Source organism: Corynebacterium sp. ES2775-CONJ, assembly GCF_024814515.1.
In the GTDB taxonomy this organism is placed as follows: Bacteria; Actinomycetota; Actinomycetes; order Mycobacteriales; family Mycobacteriaceae; genus Corynebacterium.
Map to the genome: position 1 here is coordinate 126,016 of NZ_JANUXT010000002.1, position 26,415 is coordinate 152,430.

Sequence of the window (26,415 nt, forward strand, 5' to 3'; positions counted from 1 at the left end):
GCCTGCGCGCAGTAGGGAGGGTTGGAGCGCTAGTCTACCGCATCCTGGGCAAAAAGCCCACCTTATCGTAGACATCTGCCAAAGTTTGGCTCGCGATTTCGCGGGCCTTCAAAGCACCGTCGGCTAAGATCTTCTCTACCTCCGCTTGGTCATTCATATACATAGCAAATTTCTCCCGCAATGGCCTCACAAATGCTTCCAACGCGGCTGCGGTCTCTACCTTAAGTACCCCATAGCCTTGACCAGCATATCTATCGACAAGGCTTGCCACGCTCTCCCCCGTGAGGGCTGACTGGATAACGAGGAGGTTGGAGACCCCGGGTTTGTTTTCTTTATCGAAGCGAATCTCCCCATCGGTGTCTGTGACTGCACTACGGATACGCTTGGCAGACATCGCTGGATCGTCGAGAAGAGATATGAGACCTTTAATATTGGCAGCAGATTTGCTCATCTTCGAGGTGGGATCCTGGAGGTCATAAATCTTAGCGGACCCTTGGGGAATCATGCCTTCTGGTACAGGGAAGGTGGGCGCATAGCGAGAGTTGAATCGCTCCGCGAGAGTGCGGGTGAGCTCTAAGTGTTGGCGTTGATCTTCACCCACAGGGACGAGCTGGGGTCGATAGAGTAAAATATCAGCCGCCATGAGCATGGGATAGGTATAGAGCCCAGCTGACGTTCGATCTGCCCCGCGCTTGGCAGATTTATCCTTGAACTGGGTCATGCGGCCGGCTTCCCCAAAACCGGTCATACAGGTGAGCACCCACGCCAATTGCGCATGCTCAGGTACGTGCGATTGCACAAAGAGGGTTGATTTGTGCGGATCAATGCCTAAAGCGAGCAGCTGTGCGGCTCCCGCAACCGTGCGGCGGCGTAACTCATCGGGATTTTGATCGACGGTTATCGCGTGGAGATCAGGGATGAAATAGAATGCCTCGTAGTCATCTTGGAGGCCGATCCACTGCTTGAGAGCTCCGAGATAATTGCCCAAGTGGTAGGAATCAGCGGTAGGTTGAATTCCCGAGAGGACGCGTTTCATTGGAGATGCGATGCTATTTTCCGTCATAAACCCATAAGTTTAGCCCACCTGCTTACTGGTACACCACCGCAGGGAAAAAGGGGGCAACCTCGCCTCAACTTCCTAGACCTTATTGCTTACGTGGCTCTTTGATGATAGCTAAGACGATTCCGCTCACCACACCAGCACCGCCGATGCCTAAGCCAATAGATCCCACCATTCCTGCAATATCATGCCCTCCGACGAGAAAATACGAAGCGATCAGCAAGACGACGCCGAGTATAAGAATGACTATGCCGATTGTTTTAGTCGACTGCATGAGAAATATAGCTCCTTTAATCGAAGATGCCCTTGGGTGAAAAAAAGATATACCTACTATCAATTTACCCGAGAAGAGACAAAATAGTGAGCGCACAGTCGGTTGATCGAAGCCACCTAGTCGCCTTGGCGACGTCGCAGCGTAGCTGCCAGAGCCCACACCACGATCGCGAGTGCTCCCAAACCTGCGCCCACGAGCGCGGGCGAGGCATATCCATAACCTGCTGCAATAACCGCACCGCCCATCGAGGCGCCGGCCGCATTCGCAATATTGAGTGCGGAATGGTTTAAAGCACCGGCTAAGGTTTTGGCTTTACCCGCCACATCCATGAGTCGGATCTGCAAACATGGTATGAGCGCAGAAGCGGAAGCGCCGATCACAGCGAAGTTGATAATAGCTGGGATCATCCATGCACTTAAGGCGAAGAAGGACAGCAAGGAGAGCACGATCGCTACAAGGGTGACAAAAATTCCACCCTCTACACTCCAATCGCTCAGCCTTCCACCAGCCCAGTTGCCCACGATCATTCCGACCCCGTAAATGCTTAAGACCAGCCAGATCATGGTTTCGGGAACCCCGGCGCGTTGAGTCATCGTCCAGGATATATAGGTATAAACCGCAAACATACCGCCGAAACCAACAGCACCGATCATAAGTGATAGCCACACCTGCCCGCGCTTGAGGCTGCTCAGTTCTGCTAGCGGTGAAGTAGGCAGCATCTTATTCATATGGGGCATCAGCAGCCACAAGGCCACAACCGTGATGAGCGAGATGACGGTAACGAATACATATGCGTTATACCAGCCATAGGCCACGCCGATTGCTTGCGCGAGTGGGACACCGATAAGGCTTGAGAGTGGGAAGCCCATACCAACAAAGGCAAGCGCTCGTCCGCGGTGTCGCGGGTCCGCCATAGACGTAGTCACCAGGGCGGCGACTGAGAAGAAGGCGCCGTGCGGTAAGGCCGCAATAAAACGCGCTATAACTAAGACCTCAAAACTGGGCGATACGACGGTCATAGCGTTGCCTAAGGTGAAGGCTGCCATGAGAATGAGCACCAGTCGACGTCGCGGCATCATGCCGGTAAAGGCGGTGATAAGGGGAGCTCCCAGCACCACACCAAGGGCATAAGAAGAGATGATGAGGCTGGCTGTTCCTTCGGTCAGGTTGAAGGCCTCAGCTATATTGCGGAGCAGCCCCATAGTGACAAATTCATTTACACCGATGGCAAACCCAGCAAGGCCGAGCGCGATCCATACAATAAGGCGCTGGCGTGTAGAGATCTCGTCTTGGCGGGGAATCACTCGGCGCAGCGGCTTATGTGGCACGGTTCTTCTTTTCTCTTGAGCTGATTGGGTGGTCACGTGAACTTAAGCTACCTGCTTCCTTTCCAGCCCGCACCTTTGCCGGCTCGAAGGTGGTCAAAATAAAAGACGACCGCCCGCTGTGTCCTTCATTACTTTTCTGCACCTAATTTTTATATCCAGGCTCATCGGACTATAGCCGCAATGCCCAAAGTTCCCGATAAGAGATCTTTACTGGTTCTACCCCCGAGAGTCCACGACAAACCTACAGCTAGATATATAAAAAAGGTGAGTTAATCCACATAGATAACAAAATAGGTATTCTTGAGGAGAAAACCCTGAGTAGTTTACTAGCTCACATATCGACAAATCTAAGGAGACTGATGTCAACGATTTTCTGGACCCGCACCGATGAGGCTCCACTTCTTGCCACTTATTCACTCGAGCCTGTGGTACGAGCTTTTACCAAGACAGCGGGCATCGACGTCGTCAGCAGCGATATCTCACTCGCGGGCCGCATCCTTGCCCAATTCCCAGATTATCTCGCTCCCGATCAGCGAGTGGATGATGCACTGGCAACTCTCGGACACCTCGCCACCACTCCTGAAGCCACCATAATTAAACTCCCCAATATCTCTGCCTCTCTCCCCCAGCTCAAAGCCGCTATCAAGGAACTGCAGTCCCAGGGTTTCGAACTCCCCGACTACCCCGATCATCCGGACAGTGATACCGATCGGGATATCCGCACCCGCTACGATGCGGTCAAGGGTTCGGCAGTCAACCCAGTACTACGCGAGGGCAATTCCGATCGCCGTGCGCCGCAAGCTGTTAAAAATTTCGTCAAGAAAAACCCGCACTATATGGGTACGTGGTCGGCTGATTCCAAGACCAATGTGGCCACCATGGAAGCTAATGATTTTCGCCATAATGAGAAATCCGTGGTCATCGAACAGGACGATACTTTAAAAATCCAGGTACGCACTAGCTCTGGGGACGTCGAGGTACTGCGCGAGGAACTTCCTGTTATCGCTGGTGAAGTCATCGATGCTACCTTTATGTCTGCACGGGCTCTCGATGAATTTCTTCTTGCTCAGGTAGCTCGAGCAAAAAAGGAGGGGGTCCTCTTCTCCATTCACCTTAAAGCCACCATGATGAAAGTCTCCGATCCGATTCTTTTTGGCCACGTCGTGCGGGCTTATTTCCACGACGTATTCGAACAATTCGGCGACGAACTTCTCGCCCATGGCCTGAATGGGGAAAATGGTCTAGCCGCTATTTACTCAGGCCTGGAGAACCTCGAGAATGGTCCCGAAATTAGGGCCGCATTCGACAAAGCTCTCGAATTGGGACCCGATGTAGCTATGGTCAATTCTCATAAGGGAATTACGAATTTGCATATTCCTTCCGATGTCATTGTCGATGCCTCGATGCCAGCCATGATCCGCAGTGCAGGTCATATGTGGAATAGTAATGATGAAGAACAAGACGCCCTCGCGATCATCCCTGATTCATCCTATGCGGGCGTTTACCAGTCGGTCATTGAAGATTGCAAGGCTCACGGCGCCTACGACCCCACCACCATGGGTACAGTTCCGAACGTGGGATTGATGGCCCAAAAGGCCGAAGAGTACGGCTCCCATGACAAGACCTTTAGGATGTCAACATCGGGAACTGTGGAGGTTATCTCATCGTCGGGAGAAGTTCTCATCTCCCATGAAGTGGAAGCAGGTGATATCTGGCGAGCCTGCCAGACCAAAGATGCAGCGATTCGCGACTGGGTTCAGCTAGCTGTGGAACGCGCCCGCATCTCCCACACTCCTGCTATATTCTGGCTCGACCCTGAGCGTGCCCATGACCGCGTGCTCACCGAACTCGTCAACACTTACCTATCCGAGCTCGATACCGATGGGCTCGATATCTCCATCGCCTCGCCCGTTGAGGCGGCCCGGATATCCGTCGAGCGTATACGCAGGGGCGAGGACACCATCTCGGTGACTGGCAACGTATTGCGCGATTATAATACGGATCTCTTCCCTATCTTGGAGTTGGGTACCTCAGCGAAGATGCTCTCCATCGTCCCCCTGATGGCAGGTGGTGGCCTCTTCGAAACAGGGGCCGGCGGTTCCGCCCCGAAGCACGTTCAGCAGCTTCAAGAGGAGAATCACTTACGCTGGGACTCTCTCGGGGAATTCCTCGCACTCGCCGAGGCGCTGCGCCATATTGCCCGCACCACCGAGTCCACACCAGCGGCAGTGCTTGCCGACGCCCTCGATAAGGCCACCGAACGCCTCTTAGAAGATGGAAAATCGCCTTCGAGGAAGGTTCACGAAATTGATAATCGCGGCTCCCACTTCTTCCTCACCCTTTATTGGGCTGAGGAATTAGCTGCCCAAGAATCTGATTCCGAGTTGCGCGAGATTTTCACCCCGGTAGCCCGCGAGCTCAAGGAGCACGCCGCAGAGATCGACGCTGCGCTCATCTCTCTCCAGGGTGATCCAGTAGATCTGGGGGGATACTACCAACCCGATGAGGCTACCCTGCAGTCGGTCATGCGCCCGGTAGCAAAATTTAACACCATTATCGATCGCCTCAACTTCTCATAACCCATAAGATAATGACCGCACCGATAGTCGGTGCGGTCATTATTTTGGTCTATGTGGCGTCTAGAACGGCAGCATAATGCCGAAGCGGGGTGCGATTTCCTTCAGGAGGGCGATCAGTGCCCCAATAAAGGCAAGCGCACCAAAAATGGAGCCCACGATGATCTTCGTGCGATTTTCACTCGTGACGAGAGTTTCGCCGCCGTAGCTCTCTACCGGTTTATTCTCTCGATTAATCACGGTGAGATCGGGGCCGTCGAGAGCGACTCCAGGCTTATATGTATCAGAGAGGAAGGCCTGGGTGAAGCCTTCCAGCGTGGTGGCGGTGTCCTGGTTGATAAAGGAATAGCCACCTGCCTCTTTATCCACCAGTGGGGCAGCGAGAGTAAATTGAGCGAGGCGTACCTGTTGACCTGAAATCTGCTTCACACCATCTTTAATTTCACTTCCTGGGGCAGAGGAGAGATCCCCCTTTGTAATATGATCAGCTAGTACCGTCACATTTACTCCCTCCACGAGCAGGGTGATATTGCTCAGCTCGACGTCGAGAGACCAGGTGCGGTCGGCTTGCTGGTGCCCGAAGAAATGCACGCCGCCGTCAAATTTCAGTTCGCCGTTGCCGTCTCGATCGATAGAGGAGCGAGCCGGGTCGAGAGGGAATGAAAATTCATTGGCCTTATCCCCCGACAGCCGGGTAGCGGGACCTGTGACCTCAATCTTTCCCTGGGCGATGATCCCCTCGATATAACGCACCAAACTGCTCCGGAAACCCCACACAAAGGTGCCTTTAACAAGTGGTTGCGAACCATCTTGTTGCTTGACCACGGCCTCGGTTGCCGTAACTGCGGGCGCCACCACCACAGGAGACAATGCCATCATGGTCGCGGTGGTAACACTTAGGAAGCGCTGGGAGGGTGAAAATGACATAGGGTGTCTATCCTTATAGTAGTAACGGGCGTTTTTAGAAGCGGATGAGGCCAGGAGCTAGCGCCTGAAGAGCTGCTGCGAGCAGTCCTACGACACCAACTATTGCCGCTATAACGATACCCACGATGGCGCCGACGCTAAGGGAGGATTCAGGGGTACTCGGATCGCTAGGGTTCGCGTCAAGCTTATCACCTGGCGCTGCGGGTAAGTTATCTTCATAGCCTAGAGAAGCGGTGCTCACTGTGTCGAGACATTGGGGCTGAACCTTAAGCTCAAGGGTGGCGTCGTCGAGCGGAGCCAGCTCATCGTACTGCCCAAGGAAAGCCGTATCGATTCCGCTTACCATGCCAGCCATAGTGCCAGGCTGCGGGCGATAGTGCATCCCGGTGACCTTCATCGTTACAGTATTATTCTCTCCCATCACCCACGTGGACGCAGCACCGGCACCGAATTCTTGAGTCCCCACTTGGCGATTGCTACTGGTGAGATCGGACTTTTCGTACTCCGTCATCTCTTTTCCAGGGACATAATAGGAGATATAGCTAGAGCCGGCTGCTGCTTGCCCTCCTTCCACTTTGATATAGGGCGAACGAAGGGTGGTGGCCAACTTGCCCTCGTGAGCAGTGAAGTTAATCTGGGACTTCTTCGTACCTACGACAGCCTCAGAGATCTTCAGCGAGCCATTCTCATCCAGGGTGCCCACTAACCGAGTGGTGGCTGGATCCACATCGAAAAAGAATTGGTACTCGCTGGACGTACGGCGAGCCGCATTGTCACCGACCGCACCCTCGAGGGACCACCGACCCTGTGCTGGGCCTTGAATATAACTGCGCCAGGTTTGCTTAATGCCCCACTTCAGCGTGCCTTTACTGACAACAAAGCCAGGCTGGGTACACGTAGGCGACACCATTTCGGCACTGTGCGCATTTACGGGATTGAGTAGTGATGCGACCAAGGATGTGGCTGCAACGAGGGCGATGCGGGTACGTGCCATAAGAACGTGAATCTCCTTTTAGTGCTAGGCGCAATGGGCGCGCCACAATTTCTACAGTTACTCTATATAGGCAACCCTAAATTCTCAATACCTCCCACGAGTAGTCCCACTATAGGACCTCATCATTTTGCTGAGCATTTTAGGGGCTAATCGCCCGTCTGCTACCCCTGATGTTCCAAGAGGAAAGGTCGGGCAATATCCACGAGCATCTTCCCCACCACCATAATGCTCGCCATAGCCGCGATCACCGCCAACATGGTCGACCACACCTGCCTGATGGACCCAAAGTCAGGGTCGGAACTCCCCTGTTGCTTGTTGTCAGCATTACTTGATTGGGAGGAATCTGCGGAAGGTTTTGGAGCATCGGAAGGACCCTGGGTGTCATCATTACTCGGATCCTCTGGCGCGATCTGTCCGACAGGCGACGTAGGGTTGAGCGTTTTAAGCGCCTCCACCATAGCGGGGCTTAATCGGGTGGGTTTGTTGCGACTATGTGCATACTCGGACGGGAGGCTTTCCTTGCTTAGGTCGCGGCGTAGGGTTGCTGCGGCTGTGGCATCCAAGCAGCGGGGCTGAACATCAAGGCTGACAGTGATATCGTCGAGTTCTGGCCTGTAGTCTTGGTTATAGGTACCGAGGAAGACAATATCGACTCCCTCTATGAATTGCTGCTGCTGCCCGTTGATCTCTCGAATTTGGGTGCCTGGCTGAGGTTTAATTCTCAGATTCTCGGCGCTAAGCGTTATTGTCATGGTGTCATCTGCACCAGGTTGAGAATTGTGGTGATAACTGAAGTCTCGGGAGGTCCCGAAGGTATCTTTACCTTCTACCCGATTAGCGGCAGTGCGATCCTCAGGCTGGTATCGCGTCATTGATTTACCAGGAACATAGAAACCTTCATAGCTTGTTCCCGCCCGAACTTCGCCGTCGACAATGCGGATATAGGGCGAGAGGAATGTTGACGCTAGTGCTCCTTTATGGCCGGTGAAGCTTATTCCACCCGGTGCCGTTTCAATATCGGCAGAGTGAATGCTGCCATCAGGATTGAGAGCTAGGCGGCTCGTGGAGGGATCGATGGGCATGCGGAACTGGAAATCCGCCGCCGATTTTAATGACCCGTTATCGGTCACATTGTCTGTGGTGCCCCAGTCGCCTTTAGCGATAGTGCCGGTAATATAGCTACGCCACGAGGTTTTGATTCCCCACGCTAATGTGCCGCCGGTAATAGACCAGCCTGGGTTCGCACAACTAATTACAGTCTCGGTGGGGGCGGAATTCGCGATTGCAAGATTGTGGCTACACAGTGCTGCGGTTATGGCGGTAGCGGTCACAATGGTCTTCATAATGGGCCCTCTCGGTCAGATCCGAAGGTAGACGGGGATATCCTACTGCAGGAGGCTAATAAATTCAGTGGCAGATGGGGTATGGCAGCGGCGCTTGGGATGCACACTGATCACACCGTTATTGTGCGTGACCTCAATGGGCCACCCGTAGATCGTGCTGAGGGTCTCAGCGGTATAGACGTCGTCCACCGACCCCATAGCCGCGATTGTACCGTTGGCTAGGCAAATAATCTTATCGCAGTAACTAGCGGCTGCGTTGAGGTCATGCAGCACCACCACCACTGCGACACCCGCCGCTCGAGCAATCGCTTGTACCAAACCTAGGACTTGTTCCTGATGCTTAATATCGAGTGCTGCAGTAGGTTCATCTAGCATGATGACAGGAGTTTGCTGCGCCAGCACCCGAGCGAGGGCAACGCGAGCACGTTCTCCTCCCGAAAGAGTAGCAATATCGCGTCCGGCGAGGTGGGATGTGTCAGTCGCACTCAATGCGGCATCAATAATGGCTTGATCGCGCGCCTCATATTCGCTTCCCTCCCACGGCCTGCGTCCCATGGCCACCACATCTCGCACTAAGAATTCGAAAGAGACGCTTACATCTTGGAGCATAACCGCGCGCCGTTGTGCAAGTTCCTTGCTGCTTGCCGACGCTGGGTCGACACCGGCGATATCCACCGTGCCTGTGCGCCGTTCAAGATCACCACAGAGAACAGCAAGCAGGGTCGACTTCCCCGCCCCATTAGGGCCAATAAGACCGGTGACATGGCCAGGTTCAGCGGTGAAGGATATATCGTTTAGAAGGGTGCGGCCGCCAAGATCGAGACTGATATGAGACGCTGAAATCAATGGAGTCCCTTTCTCATCATGCGGCGGAGCAGAATGAAGAATGTAGGGCCGCCGACAAAGGCAGTGAAAATACCGATGGGGAGATCAGCAAAAGCAATCATGGTGCGCGCTGAAACATCGGCAAAGCCGATCAGCGCTGCTCCAGCTGCAGCAGAGGTGGGGATTAAAATTTTATTCTCGGGACCTAAAATGGTGCGCAACACATGCGGAATAATGAGGCCAACAAACCCAATAAGACCTGCAAAAGCCACGGCTCCGGCGGTGAGGACAGTTGAGGCCCCGATCGCGATAATGCGCAGTGTCGCAACATTCACGCCCGTATGCCCCGCGGCGCGCTCGCCGAGCGCCAAGACATCCAGGGTGCGTCCCAAACGCAGAGCCATCACCAGGCCGAGCAAGACTATGGGCGCGACCACGATTACGTGTTTCCACTGGGAGCCATTAAGTGAACCCATTTGCCAGAAAATGATCTGCTCTCGGTTGGCGGTTGGCGCAAGATAAACCATGAAGGAAATGATGGCTCCGCAGACCGCATTGATCGCGATCCCTGTCAATATCAGGTTCACGACCTGAACTTTCCCCTGGGATCGAGCAAGTTGATAGATGACCACTGTCACGATAACAGCAGAGATAAAGGCCGCGAGCGGAACTGTGAAGGTGCCCAGGAGGTTGATATCAAAGACGATGACGAGTCCCGCGCCCACACCGGCACCCGCAGTCACCCCAATAATGGAGGGTTCGGCTAGTGGATTGGCAAAAACGGCCTGCATGAGAGTTCCCGCGACCCCTAAGGCCGCACCAACGAGAAGCCCTAGCACGATACGTGGGAGCCTAATCTCCCATATCACGTTTCCAGCAAGATTATCTTGACCAGGTCCCGCTGCCATCAGCGGTAGTACATCCTTCAACGGAATATAGAATTGGCCCAGGATAAGGGACAGTAAGGATGCGAGAATCACCAAGGCCAGCAGAATCACAGTGGTATATTGTCGCCTCGTGCGCCTGCGGGCAAAGACTTCGTGGCCGCTCTCAGCAATAAGTGGTGCAGCCTTATTATTGCTCGGGGGCATAGATCGCCTTTGCCAATCGCAGGAGAGTTTGTCCAGTTAGTGGGCCAAAGGCCAACGATTGTCCATCGGGAAGCGTGACAATACGGCGCTTTTTACCGGCGATCGTTTGTGCCACGCCAGGACGTTGCAGGAGTCCGTCAATGCCACCCGTGGACTCGAGACCACCGCTCATCATCACTATTACTTCGGGGTTAATTTTGGCTAAAGCTTCAGCGTTTGCAGGCTCCGCGTAGGACAGGTTGTACTCAGTACCAAGATCAATTCCCCCAACCCCCTCGATGAGGTCCTTGGCACCCGTGCCCTCACCCATAATGAAGAAAACACCACCGTTGCCGCGAGCATAGAGGAAGACCATTCGCATCGGCTCAGCAGGGATGAGCTCATCAACAGCGGCTTTATCTTTAGCAATTTCCGCCTCGGTGCGCCGCGCTAATTCTTCAGCTTCTTTATTAAGGCCAACGGTGGCACCGAGGGTCATAATATCTTCGGTGACAGATTCGATGGTGCGCGAGGGTTCCATCACCACCGTTGTAATCCCGGCGGCTCTAATTTGATCGATAGCATCGCGAGGCCCAATCGAATGATCCACGATGACGAGAGTGGGCTCCAGAGAAAGCACTGCCTCCACGTTAATAGTGTGGCCACCTTGAGTGACCACGGGGAGATCAGCTAAGGACTCTTCGCTAGAGGAAATGGTGCGCCCAATAATATTGTCGCCCAAACCCAATCCTCGCAGGGTCTTGGTATAAGTTCCATAGAGATCAAGTGCCACAATTCGGGAGGTATCGGTGACTTCGACATCGTAGCCATCGGCATCGGTTAATTCCACAGGAAGGTGTGGTTGCGCGGAGTCTGTGACGGGAACGATCTCATCGAAATCAGTAACCGCACTCACTCCCTCGAAACTTCGCGGATCGCTCAAGCTATGTGCCTCAGAAAGCTCCTGACGTAGAGCAGCGTTCGTGTCATAGGCACCTTGTACACCGCACCCAACCAATAGAACTGCTGCAAGGGGCCCGGCAAGGAGTGTGGAAAGACGATGCGATCGTGGGCGAGAATACTGGTCTGAAAAAATCACGTTATCTCCGTTGGTTGACTAAAAAATTTTAGGAGGCGGGGTGACTGATAACTAAACGGGAGAGGGTGCCCCCTGCAATCACAAATGCCGAAAGCGCCATGAGAGCATACGCAGCAGGAGTAACATCCATGGGTATTCCCGTGACGTCTTGGGTGGAATTCTTGATTTTAAATCGCGACTTACCCTCGGTGTAACCCTGCGAGTTCAATGCGGCATCTTCCTCACCAAATATCACCTCACCGAGCTGCGTACCATCTAATAGTGTTGAGGAATCAGCACCACCTGAATCGCCAGCTATTGCAGCACTCGCACGTCCCCCTTGACCCGTCGCGCAATTAGCGCCCGGCTTTAGAGTAGCGGAGAAAGTCAAGGGATCGAGATCAATACCTGGTTCGTAGAAGCCCGCGAAAGCGCGCGCTCCAGCCGCAGTCAAAGTGACACGAGCTGCGCCGTTAGCTGAACTATCACTAAGATCAAGCGAATCGAACTGTAGGTTAGCCACGACGACGCGCCCATAATTGCTGACCGTGCCCGAGGTATCAGAAGAGGTCACTGCCGCAACGAGTTGCCCGGTTGAGCCCGTAAATTGTATCTCTGGGTTGGTCAGTTGGAGATTGAGCACCCCTTGGTGGCCTGTGAATTTCACTCCCCCATTAAAAGCAATCGTACCGGTGCGCGCCTGTGGGTCAATAGCACCTGAACGACCGCTGAAGATGAACTGTCCATCCGTATAACGCACACCCGCGAGTGACCATGAGCCCTTGGCAATTGAGCCTGTGATATAGGATTGAAAGGATTTTTTAATCCCCCATCGAGCATCCGCCTGCGCGATTCCGCGAGCATCCGCTGCCTGACAAACCGCGGTATTGTACGTCATGCGCGTGGGATTTGGTGCGCTAGGATCTGACACCCCGCCTGGTGTCACGGTTGTGCCTGATGCTGTACCAGTGCGTTGATTGGTACTCGATTGGGCGGCCTGCTGATCGGGGTTGGCCGGCTGGGTGCGGTTACTATCCTCAAGGCCTGCAAATTTATGCACCGTATCTGTAAAGCGCATGGAATTACACATCAATGTGTGAATGGCCCCCATGGTGTCGTTAAACTCCGAGACCATGCCCATGACTTCACCCGCAGTACCTGAAAAATTACCGTCGATACGCCTAAGTCCGCTGGCGCAGAAATCGCCGCCGCCGGTAGTACCATTTGCTGCAAAGTCGCCTGTACTGGAGTTTTGGCAGGATCCATCCAGTTTAACTGTTCCCGAGGTCGAATCTAAGAGCGATCCTTGTTGATAGGCGTTGAGGAAGAGGGCATCTCCACCAGCGGCGAGCGTCACAGTGCCACCTAGATCAACGATCCCGGATTCGGTATTGACGGCATTATTGAGGGAAATAATAGCGATGGTGACATCATCGCCGCTGATTGGGGCGCCACGCGTAGTTTTCTCCACCTGCGTCATATCGGCTTCGTAAGATTTGTAGTCAGCAATAATTTCGGCCGTAATACCCGAGGCTTTGACTTTGATATCGCTGATCTCCATATCGAGTAAGTACTGAGAGCCGTCAGCTGCTTTATGTCCTTGAAATTTCAGCACCCCTTGCATAGGAATAATCGCCTCACTGGGGCTCTCGATCGTGGCCTTACCAGGAGTAAATACGAAGGCGCTATCAGCCCCGGTCGGGGAGCCAGTAAAGCCAATCCCCGAGCTTTGCTGCCAGCCCCCCTGAGCAATGGGGCCAACAATATATTCCCGAAAACTCTTTTTCACACCCCAGTTCATAGCACAGGTGGTTTGAGCTGCAGCTTCTGGCACCATAGCAGTTGGTGCGCTGAGGAAAAGTAGTCCCAAGAGAGCTGGGATGACGACGAGGCTTTTTGCCGTGCTCCGCACAAGGCCCTTGAAGGGACCATAATATCTGGGAGCAGTACTCACCAGATGACGAGTTGGCATCACTATCGATCTCGTTTCTCCCCACCAGGGATCGAAAAGTTTGGGCATAATATGGGCAAAGATTTAGGTTGACATGAGCAAGCTAGCCTCTAGTCAAGCACATATTAAAAATGTGAATATTAGGCTACACTTAGCCCAGTGATTTGACCATTCCCGCTATCGAAGGATTGCTTTTGACTAATCGGCTCCCCTCCACGAGCGACTCCTTTCAATTTCTCTACCCCGACGTGGACCCCCAACAGCCTCTTCCCCTGAGCCTCTTTGAACGCTTCGCCTGCGCTGGTGCACTCGCCCTCTTCAGTTTCGGTTTTATCGTGGGCGATGCAATCGTGCTCGGCGTTGCGTTCTTAGCCACGCTTTTCGCGACCATTGCCCCCGCCCAACGTACGTCACGACGCATCCGCAAGGAGGCCCGCGATCGTTTTCCGCAGTTGGACTGGGCCGAAAAAAATAGTTTTATTCCCCGCAGGCTCGGATTTGTCCTTGGCATCTTCTGGGTAGTTATCGCGGGCTTAAACGCCGCCATTTATTTCCTTATCGGTGACGATCACCGCCTTGTCGGTGCAGGACTGGGTGCTGGTCTCACCTTCCTGCTGATCTGGGTGCTGCCGGGTTTCAGCCCGAGATGGACACAGTCAAAAGATAAGCCTGAACAGCATCCCACCACTGACGCCTCTCAATCGGTTGCCTCCGATGACACAATCACTATGCCCCAAGTAGGAAGTAAAAAGATATCGGCTTCAGATTAGTTCTACCACTTGAAAAATTACATGAATCCGTAGCCTCACTAGCGACATTCCCTGATCGTGGTGGGTCGGGAAGTGTCGGGGAAGATGGAGTATCTACAAAAAGTTCCCCAATTAAAGAACCCTTATCACCGTTCACCACCCCCAATTTCACCCCCAAGTTCCCAATAGGGGGCGCACCCCCATGGAGAGACACTAGGTACGCTGCGTAATTCTTAACTACCTCTAACTACCGAGTGCGTCCACGGACGCGGACAAAAACAGCATGGCAAAGCCCAAACATCCAGTGAATACTGCATCCTTTCCGCGCGAGCGCACCGAGAGGATGCCCATCACTCGAGAATCGCAGACTAATCGCAATAAGCTCAGCCACATCATGGCAGCTCCAAGAGCAAATGTGGCGCGGCGCCAGTGTTCGGTATAGGAAAGAAAACCAGACAGGAAAACCAACACCACAAAGAGAGCGATACCAATGCGCTGTAGAAGTGGAGGGACAGAGGACTTTTTCAGATTGGCATCATGGGGGTTGATAAGTAGGCGATCGAGATCTTTGATCTCCGCTAGTGTGACGGGGTGTGTCGGTTTCATGGAAAAGACCTCTGATTTCTGCACCACGGCGCGTATGGCGTTATCTGCTGACACGAGCGTGCGCGCCCTCTCTCCCGTGCTGCGCAACTAACCCCAATGTATTCAAAAAGCCTAGTGATCTCAAAACCTCCAAAACTTGATATGCCTGTGTAAGAGCGCTCAGCTGTGCCTCAGAGCTGCGAGTTCGGTCGCTTCTCGACGAGGCGCTCAGGCGCTCAGGCGCCTAAGAGTAGAGCGTAGAAATCACAAAGCAGTCCGAGGGGGTCAACGAATTTAAGCGATCGCCTCGTGTAGCCTTAGTTCCCCAAGAGGTGGGATTCGGCTCGTTCGACTACATTGCGCACTAAGAAGGCCCGCGTCAAAGGGCCCACGCCACCTGGATTAGGAGATACATAGCCGGCAACCTTAAGAACCCCTGGGTGGACGTCACCAACGAGGCGACCATCGACTCGAGACACTCCCACATCGAGAACGGCGGCACCGGGTGCGACCATATCGGGGGTTAACATATGCCCCACTCCAGCGGCAGCAACAATAATATCTGCGCGTAGAGTTTCCGCTTTGAGATCCACAGTCCCGGTATGACATAAGGTGACGGTGGCATTGTCTGATCGTCTGGTGAGCATCAGCCCCATGGGACGGCCCACTGTTACTCCACGGCCAATGATAACGACGTGCTTTCCTTGGGTAGCTACCCCAAAGCGGCTGAGCAGGTGGAGCGCCCCGTTGGGCGTACACGGCAGCGGTGCCGGTTCGTTGAGAACTAGTTTCCCTAAGTTGATGGGATGTAGACCATCGGCGTCTTTGGCTGGGTCGATAGCCTCAAGGATGGCGTTTTCGTCGATATGTTTCGGCAGCGGTAATTGCACGATATATCCCGTACATTCGGGATCGTGGTTGAGTTCCTCGATAACTGCGAGTAAGTCTTCGTGGGAGGCATTCGCGGGCAGATCTCGGCGAATAGAGCGCACTCCTACCTCGGCGCAATCGCGGTGCTTCATTTTCACATAGGAGTGTGAGGCGGGATCATCGCCTACGAGGACGGTCCCTAAACCTGGAGTAATTCCCCGCTCCCTGAGCGCGGCCACGCGAGTTTTAAGATCGGCGAAAATTTCATCGCGGTATAGGTTACCGTCAAGTTTGAGAGCAGTCATGGGGGTAATTATTCCATGATTAGGCAGCCTTGTGGGGTGTTCGCTGTTCTAGTTTCCGGCCGCATCAAGCGGGTTGGTCTGAAATTCGGAATCCAGTTCCACCTCAGAACCGTGAAGGGCTCTGAAGGCGACGTCGGCAAGCTCCGTGCCAGCACCCGAGTAGAGGTTAACGCCCGCATCAATGCCCATCTCACGTAACTGTTGAGCACGGTAGCCATATTTCGCGATCGCCGCAGTCTTGATGGTCGAACTTTGCGCGCGCACGTGAGCTAGGGCTTCGATATTGGCACCATGATCGGGCATCGCTAGCACCAGCAGTTGTGGTTCATGGGAACTAGCGCACATGCGAGCCCATAATTCAGGGTCGGTGGCATCGCCATGGAAGACAATATACCCGTGCCGACGCAGCGCATTCACGCGTGACTCGTCGTGTTCGATCCCGGCCACGGTTAACCCATACGCCTCTGTGAGTCGCTTATAGGCACCTGCACCTACGCGTCCCATCCCTAAGATCATGGCGTCAACTCCGCCGACATCAAGGGGACGTTCGCCAGCAGCCAGCTTGGAGGGGTCTCGCTGCGGCAATATATCGACCAAGCGGTCGAATAGCACGTCCATCTTCAATTTCGCTAGGGCATTAAGGACGAAGGAGCCAGCGACTGCCACGGCCATGATCTGTACCCACGCCCCATTGAGAAAACCTCGTTCCACGGCGAGAGCGGCAACGATCAGACCAAACTCCGAATAGTTCGCAAGCGCGCCAGCCGTCAGCAACGCAGTGCGACTCGACATTCCCACTTTGTACAGGATTATCATGAATAATCCTGCCTTGAGAGGGAGCAGTGCTAGGAGGAGGCCGGCTAATAATAAACCCTCGATGGAAGGGAAACCACCCAGGCCGATAGCGATAAAGAATCCCACCAGCAGGAGTTCGCGTACGCTGGTTAAGGCGGTGAAAAGGCGCCCGGCAATGGGGTGACCGGAGATGACTAAGCCCATGACTAGGGCGCCGAAGCTTCCCGATAATCCGGCGAGTTCGAACAGAGCATAGGCACCAATAGCGGTAGTAACACCTGCGAGAACCAGTAATTCGATCCGGTAAACGCGATCAGGCAACCTACCTACCAGAGGTCTAATGACAGGTAGAGCGACGAGCACGATGGCCCACGGTTGTGGCACTTGTCCGCTCGCTAAAACGAGAAAGGCTACGGCGAAAATATCTTGGAGCACTAAAACGCCGACGGATATTTGCCCAACTCGCGAACGCGCCCGCCCCGTTTCTTCGATGATGGCCATGACAAAGACTGTTGACGAGAATGAAGAGGCCAAGCCGATTATCAAGGCACTTGTCCACCCCGAGGCGAGGAAAACCAAGAAAGGTACTGAGGACAGAACGCCAAACAGAAGTGCAAATACGGCCGTATTAGCTATAACGTGGCCGAGGGCTGTGCCCACAATTCGGATTTTCGTGAGCATTCGAATATCTAAATGCAAACCAATTGTGAATAAGAGAACGGCTACCCCAACTTCCCCCAGTTCTTCAATTCCGGGGATGTGCTCGATTCCGAGAAAGCTCATGAAGAACCCTGCTGCAAGGAATCCAACCAGTGGCGGCAAGCGGAGAGCAGCAGCGCCTAGACCGCCGATGATGGCGATAATCGCGGGAAAGAGGATTTCGGCTGGCATATATTCTTCTCTTAGTCACTAGTATATTGCGTATGTCTCTGCTTCATATCGTCTTCGATCAGCCCTGCATTCCTCCCAATACCGGCAATGCCATCAGGCTCAGCGCGGCAACTGGCGCACACCTGCATGTAGCTGGTCCTCTTGGTTTTAATTTTGAAGATAAAAACCTGCGCAGGGCAGGTTTAGATTATCACGATTTAGCAGTGCTCAGCGTTCACGAGAACCTCGCTGATGTCTTTACCTCCCTCCCCCACGGACGCGTTTTCGCCTTCAGTTCTCATGGCACCACCAATTACGCAGATATCAGCTATCAGCGTGGCGATATTTTACTCTTTGGGCCGGAACCAACGGGGCTTAGCGAGGAGGCTCTCCACCACCCCCGCATAACCGACATCGTGCGCATTCCCATGCTCGCAGGTCGACGCTCCCTCAATCTTGCCAATGCCGCTGCCATTGCCACATTCGAAGCGTGGCGTCAGTTCGGATTTGAAGGCGCAGCCGAATCCTAAAGCTGAGATTTCAGAGCAGGGCGCCGTTATCCTATCCGGCGCTTAGGCTGTGCCTCCCCTATCGGTTCGAAACTGAGAGATAGTGGTTGAGATCTAGTTCAGCCACCTCGGCGATGAGCCCGCGCGCGTCCTGCAGACCCAACTGGCGAGCTTTGATGGTCACGGGGCCAGGAATGATAGCCATGGTCACCGATTCGATCCCAGCGAGACGTTCGAATGGTCCGTGGCTTAGCTCTAGGTGCTGGATATGTCGGCGGTGAGCCATGGCGACACTGCGCCCGATCCGCCCGCGTGTGCTGATTATAAAATCCTCGTTGAGCAGAACATACTGCCTATTCCAGTCGATAGGGGAAACAAACCGAGCTCGTTGTGGGCTGCGATAAATCTCCCACGGCCTCGACGTTTGAGGCCGTATATTATCGAGGTCATCTGCTGGCGATTGTTCTTTTAGATCGGGATTTATGGTAGTACCCATGAGAGCGGCAACAACTTTCATCGCTTTTTCTTTATTGCCAATGGGGAGAACAAGCATACCGCGTTCGGCATTGCCATAACCTGCCACAGACACGCGCACCAACCACCAGTCGAGAAGCCGCCAGGTCACTGGTTGCACCATATCAACCGCGTGAGTGCGTTCAGCGTGCAGAGTTTTTCGTTCCAAGTTCAGCAGCCCATAACTGATATTGAGGGTTTCACCATCGCGCTCAACTGTGAAGCGATACGAACGATCAATGATCTGAAAGGCGTTGACTACTAAGGGAAGAAGGAAAGAGAAAATAGCGATCGTAGGTAGTGGCTGAAAAATAAAGAGAGGAATTGTGATCAGCAGTGAGATCAGCGTCGATTTGGAGAGCGCGGCTGCCGTAAGTGACATCCATACAGGTATGGGTGGCACGATAATCTCTGGGGAAAGGGTAGCTGTGTCCTGTGGTGAATTATGGGGAGAAGGTTTATCCTCAGCTCGATCTAGCTTTTCACGAGTAGGCGCTGCGGTGTGTCGGCGGGTTTGCCCGAGCAGCTGGTCTTTGAGCGCAAGCGCGTCAGCGCGCTTGAGATAAGCGATGTCAACATGGCTATTAGTCCCGCCAGCTTGTTCTAATCGCACCGCTGCCAGCCCAAAAATGCGCGCATTGATCGGTTCGAATAATTCAATCGCTTGAATCTTATCGAAGCGAGCACTCCGAACCTTTTTGCGGATAATCCCCGACCGGTAGACCACTTCGGTCCCGTGAATTTCGTAGCTAATCGCTCTCCAGCCCACATAGAGCAGAGAGCCGACGATGGCAAGAAACACCATGAGTGCGACGAGTGGTAACAGAACTGCCCGCAGGTATGCCGTATCCCAATTATTGCGCACCATATCAACGAGTTCTCCGAGACTGGAGCCGCCGGCGGTGATAGCAAAGACGGTGGTGGCAACGATGACATCGCCACTTTTAGCCACTGGGGTCAAAGGGTGGAGGCGGTGCTTGTCTATATCGCTCATAGATCGATCATCTTTTCCTTGGCAAATGTGAGCAGGCGCTCGCGCAAGGCTTCGGCGGTCTCGGCTTCTAAGCCAGGAATATAGCTCGCATCATCGCCAGCTGTGACGATATGGATAGTTTTGAGTCCGTATATGCGCTCAAGGGGGCCTTGCAGTACATCAATATATTGCACCCGGCCAAAGGGAATAATGCGTATGCTGCGAAAGAGTCGCCCACTAGCAATGATGATTTCTTCTGAGGTTTCTTGCCATCCAAGAAAGTGCACTTGGCGAGGGATCCACCAGATAAACCAGCAGGTTATAGCCAGTAATGCGAGGGGAACAGCCAGCGCCCATACCCAGTGCTCAAAGAGAAAAAACCACACCAGAGAGGCAATCAGCGCGACGATAAGCCACGGCAGGCGCGAGATATAGCGTACTTTCACTAGATTCGGATGAACAGCATGCAACGATCTCTCCATACCCAATGAGGATACACTTTCTCTCCCTGTCCGCATGCCGCTGTACTGTGCGCGGTGCCCCGTTTCTTAGTGGAAGTCGCGTGAACCAGCGCTGAGTAATTCAGCAGGGGAAAATTCCTCTAGGAGATCAGCACTAATAGAGGCAACTCGGTTTGCGTTGCGCACGATACCGCGCACGATCAGCACGGTGGCAGTACGGGCGAGGGCGTGTTGTCGCTTCCAGAGCCCAGGTGTGATCACCACATTGATCAGTCCTGTCTCATCTTCCATACCGATAAATGTGACCTCCCCAGCCGTCGCGGGCTTTTGGCGGTGCGTGACGGTTCCGGCCACTCGAATACGGGTACCGTCAGGGATATTCAATAGCTCAGCGGCGGGAATGATACCCACGCTGTCCAAATACTCTCGAAAGAGCACCATGGGCTGCTTATCATGGGTGAGCCCTGTGGTGGCGATATCAGCTACCGCTAACTCAAAAGCGTTCATTCCAGGTAGACTCGGCGCCTGCAGTACCGAGAGTCCTGGCAACATATCAGGTTTTTCGGTGGCCGCTATACCTGCCTGCCACAGAGCTTGCCTGCGTTCAGTTCCAAAAATATCAAGGGCTCCTGCTTGGGCGAGGGCTTCAATATCGCTGGTTTTCACATCCGCCCGGCGCGCCACATCAGCAATTGTGCTGTAAGGGGCATGAGCGACAATATCGGAGACCTTATGGAGCCCCTTGATGGAATTTAGTCCGATCCTTATCCCCCACCCGTCCTCGGTTTTTTCGACGGTAGGCTCCGCACGCGAGGAATTTATGCATACGGGGAGAACCCTGATGCCGTGCCGACGGGCGTCGGCAAGGAGGGATTGGGGAGAATAAAAGCCCATGGGTTGTGCCCGCATGAGTCCCACACAAAATTGGGCTGGGTAGTAGTACTTAAACCAAGCAGAGAAGTAAACCAGTGAGGCGAAAGATTGCGCGTGTGATTCTGGAAAGCCGTAGGCCGCGAAAGCTACGATCTTATTCCATAATTTATCCGCTGTTTTCCCCGTAATCCCGTTGGTTTCTCGTAGGCCCGAATAGAAGCGTTTTTTTAGTGGAGACATTTTCTCTGCTGATCGACGAGAACCCATAGCGCGACGTAAGGCGTCTGCCTCGGTCCCAGTAAAGCCGGCTGCATCCACGGCTATATGCATAAGCTGTTCTTGGAACAGGGGCACGCCTAAAGTTTTGGAGAGAGATTTTTCTAGCACAGGGTGGTCGAAACTGATCTCTTCGACCCCACTACGCCGCCGCAGATATGGGTGCACGCTCCCACCTTGAATAGGGCCTGGGCGTACCAGAGCAACTTCCACGACGAGGTCGAAGAAGCAGCGCGGTTTTAATCTGGGCAGGGTATTAAGCTGGGCCCTGGATTCTACTTGGAAGACTCCTATGGCATCGCCCCGGCTGAGCATCTCGTAGATATTGGGGTCACTTAGATCGAGTTCCCACAGGTTAATCTCATCGCCTGTACTCTCTTTGACCAGGTCAATCATGTGATGCAGAGCTTCAAGCATACCAAGACCTAGAAGGTCGAATTTGACCAGCCCGGCCGACGCGCAGGCTTCTTTATCCCATTGCACGACGCTGCGACCTTTTTTGCGGGCCCATTCTATGGGCACCACGCTAGATATGGGCCGATCACAGATCACCATACCCCCAGAGTGGATGCCTAGATGGCGAGGGTGGCCGCAGAGCTGGTTGGCAAGTGTAGAAACTACCTGTGGGGGTTCGGTTATTCCTTTTGACCAGCTGTCTGAAGCCCCTGGGGCATAGCCTAAGGCGCGAGCGGCGTCGCGGATGGCCCCTTTGTGGCGGTAGCTAATAATATTAGCTACTTGCGCAGCGTTTTCACGCCCATACCGCTCATAGCAGTATTGGATAACTTCCTCCCTACGTGTGGATTCGAAATCGACATCGATATCGGGGGGACCATCGCGGTCGGGAGATAAAAACCTCTCAAAGAGCAGACCTGCGGCTACAGGCTCCACATTGGTAATACCTAGGGCAAAGCACACAGCGGAATTTGCTGCCGAGCCGCGGCCTTGGCACAAGATATTTCGCGTGCGCGCGAAATCGACGAGGTCGCTGACGATCAGAAAATATCCGGGAAATCCTAGTTGTTTAATGACGGAGAGTTCATGGGCGATTTGGGCTTCAGCTTTGTGCCTAATCTCTTTATCTCTAGTGCGATAACGCTGGGGGAAGCGCTCGTGGACCAAGGCTTCTAACCAGCTAAATTCGTCGTGCCCTTCAGGTACCTCCCATTGGGGGAGATTGGGACTAATTAAGGTGAGCTGAAAGGCGCATTCGCGCGCGATGGTACAGGCGTGATCGATATAGCGTCGGTGGTGTGGAGCTAAAACACTTTCGATATGATCACGCGGACGCAGCCACATAGCGCCCATCGCGGCGAGTTGAGGTGCAGCGCTAGAGAGTGCCTGATTACGCTCCAGCGCTTGTTTCGCTTGGGCTACTGGGGCGGCTCCGCTATGAGCCGCACATGCCCGCGTGGTCACAATGGCCGCTAATTCGCCATGGTAGCGAGTATGAAGTGCGTCTAAAAGGGCATGCGCATCGCTATCGGTCGGGCTCATACTCACCACGTATTCGAGGAGGATATTCTCCGCCCCGAAGGCTTGGTAAAGGGTTTCTATCTCTTCGGCCCATTCTGCTGACGCAAGGATATAGCAGTGGCCAGATAGCTGCGTGGCGATGGCTTGAAGATCGGGGTAATGGCAGTGGTCTTTATCCCCCGCCATCTTGGCTTGGGAAATGAGCTCGGAGAGCAACTGGTATCCGCGGGGGTTTTTACAGATCACGGAGAGGATAGCGGTATCAAGTGTTAATTCGGCACCGAAAACGGTAGCTATTCCATGCGCAGCAGCTGCTTCAGCCATGGCCACTACCCCATAAAAACCATCTCTATCCTGCAAAGATATAGCTTCTATTCCCACTGCTACGGCGGCTTCGATCATCTCTTCTGGAGTGGATGCGCCGCGTAAAAAGTTAAAGCAGCTAGCCGCGTGGAGTTCTACATGAGATCGGGGTGAATAATATTGAACAGGTGTACTATTTTTTTCCAAGCTTTCGGATTGTGGAGCCCGCAGTTCGCACGCTTCTTTTCCTGATAAATATCGCTCTAAACGTGACCAACTGAGCGGCTTTCCGTGAAAATTTCCTGCTGGGTCCACAAGAAATATATATCATATTTTAGAACATACGTACGAATTTAAGGCGATCCCAAAACTAGACTAAGCTGTACAACCAAATCTGACTAGGATACGCTTCACGCTAGGTTAAGGAGACAGCTTGGTTCAGATCGGCTCACACTCCCCCTTTTCCCCTAAGGAATCGGGTGGGATGCCACCATCTACACATACGCTGACCTGCTTGAAGGCCAGAAACGCGGATGGGCCTCGACTATAACAAGCTGGGTGCAGCAGGCCGTTGCCTTACCTATCCCTCATAAACAAATACTTATCAACCTGAAGGTGATGTCATCATGAATATTTCTCGCATTATCACAGTCTCCACTGCCGCACTCCTAGCCGCCGGCGGTCTGACCGCCTGCTCTAATGATACTGCCACCCCAGGCGGCGAAAATAGCAGCACCACCATCCGCATCGGCACGACCGATGGCACCAAGAAGGTATGGGCCGCTTTAGAAGAGGTAGCAAAGGAAAACGATATCACCCTAGATATTGTTAATTTCTCCGATTACTCAACCCCCAACTTGGCGCTCTCCCAAGATCGGCTAGATGTTAACCTCTTCCAGCACCTGAAATTCCTCGCCGAATATAATGTGGGCAATAATGCCGATCTGGTTCCAGTGGGAGCCACGGAGATTGTTCCCCTCGCGCTTTTCTGGAAGGATCATTCTAGCCTCGATGGCATCGAGGGAGAAACTGTTATCGTCCCCAACGATCCATCGAATTTAGGCCGCGCCATTAACGTCCTCGTTCAGGCTGATCTAGTGACCTTAAAGCCAGCAGCCCAGGGCAGCTTGACCCCCACCGAAGCCGATATCATCGAAAAAGAATCCAAGGTGAAGGTAACGTCTGTGGATGCCGCACAAACTACCGCCGCATACGGCGAAGGTAGGCCAGCAATCATTAATAATTCTTTCCTCGATCGGGCCGGAATTGATCCGAAGCTCGCTATATTCCAGGATGACCCAAATGCACCTGAGGCGGAGCCTTATATCAACGCTTTCGTGGTGCGCGAATCCAAGAAGAATGACCCCACCATTTTGAAACTAGCTCAACTCTGGCATGATCCTCAGGTCTTAGCTGCTAACGCCGAGGATTCTAAGGGCACGTCCGTTCCCGTAGAGAGCACCCCTGAAGCTCTTCAGGCGATACTCCAGCGCCTAGAAGACCAGACTAAATAGTCTCGAGCTCCACATTTTCACCCCTTTTCACCTGATAATCGTTGCGCCTTCTCCCCTCATGCAGGAGCCACGGTTATCACGGTTATCAGGAAGCGACGATCTCCATCGTTACTGGTTAGGGTGTGGGCTGGCATGAAGATTTTTTAACCGAAGCTATCTAAGGACATCCGTGAACGGAACACGTATTGAATTTGAAAACTTGTCTAAAGTTTTCCATTCCAAGAAAAAATCGGGGACGGATATCGTCGCCCTCGACGGGGTTTCCCTTGCTGTCGACGCCGGAGAAATCTTAGGGGTTATCGGTTATTCTGGCGCCGGTAAATCCACACTAGTGCGCATGATCAACGGACTCGATACCCCAACCTCGGGATCTTTGCGGCTCGACGGCACTGAGATTGTGGGTATGCCCGAACGGGAACTGCGGAAACTGCGCCGCAATATCGGCATGATTTTCCAACAGTTCAATCTGATGAAGTCCCGCACTGCCGCTGGCAATATCGAGTACCCCCTCAAACTAGCGGGGGTTGATAAGAAAACTCGCACATCTAGGGTGCAGGAACTTCTCGACTTCGTGGGCTTGAGCGATCGGGGGCATAACTATCCCGAACAGCTTTCTGGCGGGCAAAAGCAGCGTGTGGGTATTGCCCGTGCACTTGCCACCGATCCAGCTCTCTTGCTTGCCGACGAAGCCACCTCCGCACTCGACCCTGAGACCACTCAAGAAGTTCTCAACCTCTTGCGTAAGGTCAATCGCGAACTGGGTATTACCATCGTGGTGATCACCCACGAAATGGATGTCATCCGCTCCATAGCCGATAAAGTCGCTGTGATGGAAAATGGCCGTGTGGTGGAATATGGCTCTACCTACGAGATTTTCTCCCACCCGCACACCGATGTGGCCAAGCGCTTCGTGGCCACGAGTCTGCGCAATACCCCCGATACCATTGAAGCAGATGAGCTGCTCTACCACCCAGGTCGCTTTTTCACGATCACATTATCGGAGAATTCCGGGTTTTTCACTGCTTCCGCCCAAGCGCGCTCCCGAGGGGTAGGTATTGGCATCGTCCACGGCGGCGTGACCACCTTGCAGCATAAATCTTTCGGCAAAATAACCGTGCGCCTTACCGGTGACGACGCTGCTATTGACGATTTTTATCAGCATCTCACCCACACCACCGAGATTGAGGAGATCATCAGATGACCACCACTGTCATAGCAGCCGAATGGTCGCGCCTAAGTGGAACCTTCACTACTGCTATTGCTGATACCCTCGTCATGGTCTTGCTAACCCTGGCCATTGGCGGAACCTTGGGTCTAGCCCTAGGGGTCTTGCTCTATACCAGCCGCGAGGGTGGGATCCTCCACAATAAATTCCTCTTCGGCGCCTTAAATACCCTCGTCAATTTTGTTCGCCCCATTCCGTTTATCATTTTGCTATCTGCATTAGGACCACTGACAGTGATCGTGATGGGCACTCAAATTGGGCGTAATGCCGCTATCTTCGGTATGTCTATCGCCGCCACATTCGGCGTTGCGCGCATAGTGGAACAAAACTTGATCAGTATTGATCCAGGCGTTATTGAGGCAGCACGCGCCATGGGCGCTACACCGTGGCAGATTATCACCCAGGTTATTATCCCCGAGGCTCTCGGGCCCTTAATCCTCGGCTATACCTTCATCTTTATTGCTATCGTGGATATGTCTGCGATGGCCGGCTATATCGGCGGCGGGGGCTTGGGCGACTTCGCTATTGTCTATGGCTATCGCGCTTACGATTTTAAGGTGATGTATATAGCGGTCTTTACCATAATTATCTTGGTTCAAATCGCTCAGCTGCTGGGCAATTGGCTGTCGAAGAAAGTGATGCGCCGCTAAAGGCTCGCAGAAAAACCTCCACAGCACTACCCCTATTGAGAT

The 26,415-nt window shown here is 53.5% G+C and carries 22 protein-coding genes; 6 read left to right on the top strand and 16 right to left on the bottom strand.

The features are described 5' to 3' along the window. Positions 1 to 34 precede the first annotated feature (34 nt). From trpS to NXT01_RS02840, 3 genes are all read right to left on the bottom strand, one after another. The gene (gene trpS, locus NXT01_RS02830) at positions 35 to 1,063 is read right to left on the bottom strand and encodes a tryptophan--tRNA ligase (RefSeq protein ID WP_259077218.1); all 1,029 of its coding nucleotides are present in this window, start codon (positions 1,061 to 1,063) and stop codon (positions 35 to 37) included. A gap of 82 nt (positions 1,064 to 1,145) precedes the next feature. After that, complete coding sequence (locus NXT01_RS02835) at positions 1,146 to 1,334, bottom strand: hypothetical protein (protein WP_259077219.1); 189 nt, start codon at positions 1,332 to 1,334, stop codon at positions 1,146 to 1,148. Positions 1,335 to 1,450: 116 nt separating this feature from the next. After that, positions 1,451 to 2,698 (bottom strand): MFS transporter, encoded by a 1,248-nt coding sequence (locus NXT01_RS02840; RefSeq protein WP_259077221.1) that lies wholly within the window; start codon positions 2,696 to 2,698, stop codon positions 1,451 to 1,453. A gap of 323 nt (positions 2,699 to 3,021) precedes the next feature. Here NXT01_RS02840 and NXT01_RS02845 point away from each other — a divergent pair, with 323 nt between their 5' ends. Further along, complete coding sequence (locus NXT01_RS02845; RefSeq protein ID WP_259077225.1) at positions 3,022 to 5,241, top strand: NADP-dependent isocitrate dehydrogenase; 2,220 nt, start codon at positions 3,022 to 3,024, stop codon at positions 5,239 to 5,241. Positions 5,242 to 5,301: 60 nt separating this feature from the next. On the opposite strand, the gene NXT01_RS02850 is transcribed toward NXT01_RS02845, so the two are convergent. From NXT01_RS02850 to NXT01_RS02880, 7 genes are all read right to left on the bottom strand, one after another. Then, positions 5,302 to 6,165 carry an HtaA domain-containing protein gene (locus NXT01_RS02850; RefSeq protein ID WP_259077226.1) on the bottom strand — a complete coding sequence of 288 codons (864 nt, stop codon included), beginning with the start codon at positions 6,163 to 6,165 and terminating at the stop codon, positions 5,302 to 5,304. A gap of 34 nt (positions 6,166 to 6,199) precedes the next feature. Next, positions 6,200 to 7,159, bottom strand: a complete 960-nt coding sequence (locus NXT01_RS02855; RefSeq protein ID WP_259077227.1) for an HtaA domain-containing protein — start codon at positions 7,157 to 7,159, stop codon at positions 6,200 to 6,202. A 161-nt stretch (positions 7,160 to 7,320) separates the two neighbouring features. Further along, on the bottom strand, positions 7,321 to 8,502 hold the full coding sequence (locus NXT01_RS02860; RefSeq protein WP_259077228.1) for an HtaA domain-containing protein: 1,182 nt from the start codon (positions 8,500 to 8,502) through the stop codon (positions 7,321 to 7,323). A gap of 42 nt (positions 8,503 to 8,544) precedes the next feature. Further along, positions 8,545 to 9,348: a heme ABC transporter ATP-binding protein gene (locus NXT01_RS02865; protein ID WP_259077229.1), complete on the bottom strand. Its 804-nt coding sequence runs from the start codon at positions 9,346 to 9,348 to the stop codon at positions 8,545 to 8,547. After that, positions 9,345 to 10,418 carry an iron ABC transporter permease gene (locus NXT01_RS02870; RefSeq protein WP_259077230.1) on the bottom strand — a complete coding sequence of 358 codons (1,074 nt, stop codon included), beginning with the start codon at positions 10,416 to 10,418 and terminating at the stop codon, positions 9,345 to 9,347. Before NXT01_RS02870 ends, NXT01_RS02865 begins: the two co-directional genes overlap by 4 nt. Next, positions 10,402 to 11,415: a hemin ABC transporter substrate-binding protein gene (locus tag NXT01_RS02875; protein ID WP_259077785.1), complete on the bottom strand. Its 1,014-nt coding sequence runs from the start codon at positions 11,413 to 11,415 to the stop codon at positions 10,402 to 10,404. Before NXT01_RS02875 ends, NXT01_RS02870 begins: the two co-directional genes overlap by 17 nt. A 109-nt stretch (positions 11,416 to 11,524) precedes the next feature. Next, positions 11,525 to 13,447 carry an HtaA domain-containing protein gene (locus tag NXT01_RS02880; RefSeq protein ID WP_259077231.1) on the bottom strand — a complete coding sequence of 641 codons (1,923 nt, stop codon included), beginning with the start codon at positions 13,445 to 13,447 and terminating at the stop codon, positions 11,525 to 11,527. Positions 13,448 to 13,620: 173 nt separating this feature from the next. On the opposite strand from NXT01_RS02880, the gene NXT01_RS02885 reads away from it, so the two are divergent. Then, positions 13,621 to 14,196 carry a hemin receptor gene (locus tag NXT01_RS02885; RefSeq protein WP_259077232.1) on the top strand — a complete coding sequence of 192 codons (576 nt, stop codon included), beginning with the start codon at positions 13,621 to 13,623 and terminating at the stop codon, positions 14,194 to 14,196. A 222-nt stretch (positions 14,197 to 14,418) separates the two neighbouring features. Here NXT01_RS02885 and NXT01_RS02890 read toward each other — a convergent pair whose 3' ends face one another. From NXT01_RS02890 to NXT01_RS02900, 3 genes are all read right to left on the bottom strand, one after another. After that, on the bottom strand, positions 14,419 to 14,781 hold the full coding sequence (locus tag NXT01_RS02890) for a DUF3017 domain-containing protein (protein ID WP_259077233.1): 363 nt from the start codon (positions 14,779 to 14,781) through the stop codon (positions 14,419 to 14,421). A 296-nt stretch (positions 14,782 to 15,077) separates the two neighbouring features. Beyond that, positions 15,078 to 15,935 carry a bifunctional methylenetetrahydrofolate dehydrogenase/methenyltetrahydrofolate cyclohydrolase gene (locus tag NXT01_RS02895; RefSeq protein ID WP_259077234.1) on the bottom strand — a complete coding sequence of 286 codons (858 nt, stop codon included), beginning with the start codon at positions 15,933 to 15,935 and terminating at the stop codon, positions 15,078 to 15,080. Between the two features lie 48 nt (positions 15,936 to 15,983). Continuing rightward, a complete protein-coding gene (locus NXT01_RS02900; protein ID WP_259077235.1) occupies positions 15,984 to 17,621 on the bottom strand; it encodes a cation:proton antiporter family protein in 1,638 nt (545 codons plus the stop codon). Between the two features lie 32 nt (positions 17,622 to 17,653). Here NXT01_RS02900 and NXT01_RS02905 point away from each other — a divergent pair, with 32 nt between their 5' ends. Then, positions 17,654 to 18,130 carry a tRNA (cytidine(34)-2'-O)-methyltransferase gene (locus NXT01_RS02905; RefSeq protein ID WP_259077236.1) on the top strand — a complete coding sequence of 159 codons (477 nt, stop codon included), beginning with the start codon at positions 17,654 to 17,656 and terminating at the stop codon, positions 18,128 to 18,130. Between the two features lie 58 nt (positions 18,131 to 18,188). Here the strand turns inward: NXT01_RS02905 and NXT01_RS02910 are convergent, their stop codons facing one another. From NXT01_RS02910 to NXT01_RS02920, 3 genes are all read right to left on the bottom strand, one after another. Further along, positions 18,189 to 19,616, bottom strand: a complete 1,428-nt coding sequence (locus NXT01_RS02910) for a PH domain-containing protein (protein WP_259077237.1) — start codon at positions 19,614 to 19,616, stop codon at positions 18,189 to 18,191. Then, on the bottom strand, positions 19,613 to 20,077 hold the full coding sequence (locus tag NXT01_RS02915) for a PH domain-containing protein (protein WP_259077238.1): 465 nt from the start codon (positions 20,075 to 20,077) through the stop codon (positions 19,613 to 19,615). The genes NXT01_RS02910 and NXT01_RS02915 overlap by 4 nt, the downstream gene beginning before the upstream one ends. A gap of 66 nt (positions 20,078 to 20,143) precedes the next feature. Continuing rightward, complete coding sequence (locus tag NXT01_RS02920) at positions 20,144 to 23,299, bottom strand: error-prone DNA polymerase (protein ID WP_259077239.1); 3,156 nt, start codon at positions 23,297 to 23,299, stop codon at positions 20,144 to 20,146. A 311-nt stretch (positions 23,300 to 23,610) separates the two neighbouring features. Between NXT01_RS02920 and NXT01_RS02925 the strand changes: the two genes are divergently transcribed. From NXT01_RS02925 to NXT01_RS02935, 3 genes are all read left to right on the top strand, one after another. After that, a complete protein-coding gene (locus NXT01_RS02925) occupies positions 23,611 to 24,498 on the top strand; it encodes a MetQ/NlpA family ABC transporter substrate-binding protein (protein WP_259077240.1) in 888 nt (295 codons plus the stop codon). 169 nt (positions 24,499 to 24,667) lie between these two features. Beyond that, positions 24,668 to 25,699: a methionine ABC transporter ATP-binding protein gene (locus NXT01_RS02930; RefSeq protein ID WP_259077241.1), complete on the top strand. Its 1,032-nt coding sequence runs from the start codon at positions 24,668 to 24,670 to the stop codon at positions 25,697 to 25,699. Next, positions 25,696 to 26,373: a methionine ABC transporter permease gene (locus tag NXT01_RS02935; protein ID WP_259077242.1), complete on the top strand. Its 678-nt coding sequence runs from the start codon at positions 25,696 to 25,698 to the stop codon at positions 26,371 to 26,373. Before NXT01_RS02930 ends, NXT01_RS02935 begins: the two co-directional genes overlap by 4 nt. Positions 26,374 to 26,415: the final 42 nt, after the last annotated feature.